The 3,127-nt window shown below is 61.2% G+C and carries 3 protein-coding genes and 2 pseudogenes; 2 read left to right on the forward strand and 3 right to left on the reverse strand.

Annotated elements, in window-relative coordinates:
- From ACL03I_RS39070 to ACL03I_RS39080, 3 genes and pseudogenes are all read right to left on the reverse strand, one after another.
- Positions 1-258 (reverse strand): annotated as a pseudogene (locus tag ACL03I_RS39070) (DUF1109 domain-containing protein); the annotation flags it as partial.
- Positions 259-443: 185 nt separating this feature from the next.
- On the reverse strand, positions 444-854 hold the full coding sequence (locus tag ACL03I_RS39075) for a transposase (RefSeq protein ID WP_412808607.1): 411 nt from the start codon (positions 852-854) through the stop codon (positions 444-446).
- Positions 855-1,723: 869 nt separating this feature from the next.
- The gene (locus tag ACL03I_RS39080) at positions 1,724-2,191 is read right to left on the reverse strand and encodes a hypothetical protein (protein ID WP_412808608.1); all 468 of its coding nucleotides are present in this window, start codon (positions 2,189-2,191) and stop codon (positions 1,724-1,726) included.
- A gap of 276 nt (positions 2,192-2,467) precedes the next feature.
- Here ACL03I_RS39080 and ACL03I_RS39085 point away from each other — a divergent pair.
- Positions 2,468-2,880 (forward strand): annotated as a pseudogene (locus tag ACL03I_RS39085) (transposase); the annotation flags it as partial.
- Positions 2,881-2,927: 47 nt separating this feature from the next.
- Positions 2,928-3,071, forward strand: coding sequence for a hypothetical protein (locus tag ACL03I_RS39090; protein WP_412808609.1), 144 nt, complete (start codon positions 2,928-2,930; stop codon positions 3,069-3,071).
- Positions 3,072-3,127: the final 56 nt, after the last annotated feature.

Raw genomic sequence — 3,127 nt, forward strand, 5'->3', positions numbered from 1 at the left:
TACCGCACCGCAGATGAGGAGCACGAAAACGGCCGCAGCGCCGAACAACAGCGGATCAACCCAGGCGAAAGACCCGTAGCGGGACGGCCACCAGTCGTAGTAGAGGCACACCAACACAACGACTGGAACGAAGGTGAATGCCAGGTGAACCGGCCCGAGAGGCCTGTTCGGCTTGTCCGGGTTGATCAATGCCCGGACAAGCGGCTCCCGATTGCGTACCCGACCAAAATACCGCGCCGCGGCGGTCGTGAACGCCATCACTAGGACGATCGGGAATTGTCAGACGCCTAGTTGTTGCGGGTCGAACGGGCTTCTGGCGGGCTGCGGTGTTGCGGGGTCGGTCGGGAATGGTCGGTTGACTCATGCTGGCGGTGATGGTAGCTATCGGTCGTTTCGGGTTGTACTCGTGGCGGTTTGGTCGAGGCTGCGGATGCTCGGTGTCCTCACACACCTGCTGCGGTGCAGCCACTGGTGGTGTAGCCGATTCCGAGGACGGCGAGGCGGGCGAGGTTGTTCGCGGCGGCGAGCAGCCCGAAGTCGGCACCGATCTTGACTTGTCCGCGCAGGCGGGTGCGCCGTCCGCCGTGGCTGCGGCGCGTCAGGTGACCGATGTTGCGTTCCGCCTTCGAGCGGGTGGCGCGGTAATGAGCCTTCCGGACCGGGTCGCGCTGCAGTTCCCGGGCACTGGCCAGGTATTCCTCGTGGGTGCCGATGGTGATCTTGCGTCCACCGGACGCCGCGGTGCACTGCGACCGCAGCGGGCAATCAGCGCAGGCGGCGCCGAAGTAGGAGATGCCGGTGTGGCGGCCGACGCGGGCAGCGATGATCGCTGTGACCTCCGCCGGACACGTCACCCTCCGGGCGTTCAGGTCGATCGCGAAGCGGTCCTTGGAGAAGTGCCCTTTCCCGACGGCGAGGGCTGCACTTTGATCATGTTACAAATCCCGTTGTCGTCCAACCGTTTCAGCAACACGCCCGCCCCATAGGCGGCGTCACCGAACACCGCCGCATCCCCAGCTTCGGCTTCGGAGGGCAGGATGTCGGCGAGGAGTTCTTCGGCGGTGTCGGTGTCGCCGGCATTGCCGCGGGCGGGGGGACTGCGGTGGCGGTGATGATCTTGCTGTCGGGATCGACAGCGATGTGGCCCTTATAGCCATCGAACCCGCGCGCCAAGGTTTTGTGGCCGTGCCGGGTTTCGGGATCGATGGTGGAGATCACCCGGTCGGCCGCGGTGCCGCGCAGGTTGGTCCGACGCGTCCTCCGCCACTCATCCATGCCGATGTTCCCTTACGCCATTCTGCATAACGCCTGGCAGCAGCACTGAACGAGGCCCCGTGGTGGACGACCACTTGAGGACATCAGACATAGCACAGCTCTCGTCTGCTCTGGTCCGACCACGCTGCGACGTTCCCACGCCATCGTCAAGAGAAGACGAGACCTTCCATACTCCAGACCGCCGCAACTCCACCGAACCATGGGCCCTCCGTCGACTCTGGTCGACACCCACGAAATCACGCGCCGGTGCGGCGGACGATCTCGGCCACTGGATTGAAGGCCTAACGAAGGGGAGGTCTGCGGGAGTTCAACCGGCAGCGGCGATCATTTCAGGTTGTCGTGTTCTTCCGAGGTCTTGGTGGCGATATCCAATTTTCTATGAACGGGATCCGAGCTGCGAACCTGACTCATCAAACGCAGAATTAGGCCCCCAACGGAAGTGGGCGTATCAAAATTCGCAGAGCCCCGGCAAGTGTATTCGTGTGAAACGGTAATTGCGTTCCTGTGTTTTCGTGGCATTCAGAACCTGACTTTCCAGTTTCAGTCTGCGGCGCTGCGAAACCGACCGGCTTTCGAGAGCGCCCAGCGCGCCACCAAAATAGTCGCAGTCAAAATAGCGATACGCCAACGAAATGTGACAGATTCCCGACTTGCATCGGACAAGTCCAACCTCCTGTTGTAGGATGCCAATTTCCTGATCAGCTATGCCGCCGATGGTGAAACGTTGGCCTCCGGTTTCCGGCTTCGACGACAAATACTTGAGCCGCTGCAAACTAATGGCGATGCCGTATATGTGGAGAGACGTGTGGTCGACTCGATAGTACATTGCCGATCCGGTTCCACTTTGGCATTCTACTTTCAGTCCCAGCATTGCGCCGTATGAATCCGGATCAATCCGGATTGCATTGCTCGACATGCCACTCTGCCGGTCAAAGGGTAAAGAACATCAAGCCGGGCATTCTGCCTTCGATCGCATCGGCTTCGACGTAGGATGCAGCCAATCACGCTCCAATTCTCATTGGTAGATTCTCCGAGCACCAGAATGTGGCAATTTCCTGTCATCGAGTGCTTTAGACCGTGTCCCACGTGGTAGTTGTTCGTGTGTCGGGCGCCGTGATGCGTTTGTGCTGCATGATGTTTGGTCGTGGTCGATGTGTTGTCGCAGCGCCTGGTGCCGGAGGGGCTGTAGGCGCTGGTCGAGCCTTTGTTGCCGAAGTTCGAGCCTCGCGCCCAAGGCGGTGGGATCGCGCCGGTCGATGAGCGGGCGGTGTTCACCGTGGTGGTGTTCGTGCTGACCAGCGGTTGTGCGTGGCGGATGCTGCTGTCGTCGTTCGGGGTCACTGTTCCGACAGCGCATCGCCGGTTCACCGTCTGGGCCGAAGCGGGTCTGTGGCGGCGACTACGTCGCGTGGTACTCGATGAACTGGGTAGCGAGGGCTTGATCGGTTGGTCGCCGGCGGTGATCGACGCTGCATTGGTGCGAGCGAAAAGAGGGGGGCGCCGTGACCTGGCCGAGCCGGTCGATCGCGGCAAGTCCGGCTGAAGCTGCACGTGCTCTGCGACCGCGCCGGGATACCGTTGGCCGTAGCCATTTCGGCGGCCAATCGATCATCGGCCTGTTCAAAACCGAGGTCATCAACGGCCCACTCAAGATACTCACCGAAGTCGAGTTCGCGCTCATGGAGTGGTGCTACTGGTACAACAACGCCCGTCTGCATTCCCGGCTCGACTACCAGATCTCTGCCGAATATGAAGCCGCGTACTACTCTCAAAACCACCACGCCGACCGGCGCTGATCTAACACCGAAGCCGGTCCTGGCTTCGGTCGTGAATTCCGGCGTCAGATGATCAC

The organism is Nocardia sichangensis, assembly GCF_047200615.1.
Lineage (GTDB): Bacteria > Actinomycetota > Actinomycetes > Mycobacteriales > Mycobacteriaceae > Nocardia > Nocardia sichangensis.

Bases quoted from the DNA above. Each gene is read 5' to 3' on its own strand.
- ACL03I_RS39080 (WP_412808608.1), bottom strand. From the start codon at position 2,191: ATGTCGAGCAATGCAATCCGGATTGATCCGGATTCATACGGCGCAATG.